Consider the following 235-nt stretch of genomic DNA (forward strand, 5'->3'; position numbering starts at 1 on the left):
GTGGAGATCATGCCGCCAATGGTGGCGCGATTGGATGTCGATAGCTCAGGGGCGAAAAACAGCCCATGGGGCTTTAGCGCGGCGTTTAGCTGGTCTTTGACCACGCCTGCCTGTACCCGCACCCGGCGGGCAGCCACATCGATCTCAAAAATTTGGTTCATGTGGCGGGAGACATCCACCACGATGCCATCGGTCAGCGACTGGCCGTTGGTGCCGGTGCCGCCGCCCCGCGGGG

The 235-nt window shown here is 63.0% G+C and carries 1 protein-coding gene; it reads right to left on the reverse strand.

Annotation, left to right across the window (positions count from 1 at the left end; genetic code table 11):
- Positions 1–235, reverse strand: a 235-nt coding sequence (locus SB753_RS41490) for an FAD-binding oxidoreductase (RefSeq protein ID WP_410805745.1), incomplete at both ends; no start/stop codon positions are given.

This window comes from Paraburkholderia sp. SIMBA_053 (genome assembly GCF_046534895.1).
Classification (GTDB): domain Bacteria; phylum Pseudomonadota; class Gammaproteobacteria; order Burkholderiales; family Burkholderiaceae; genus Paraburkholderia; species Paraburkholderia caledonica.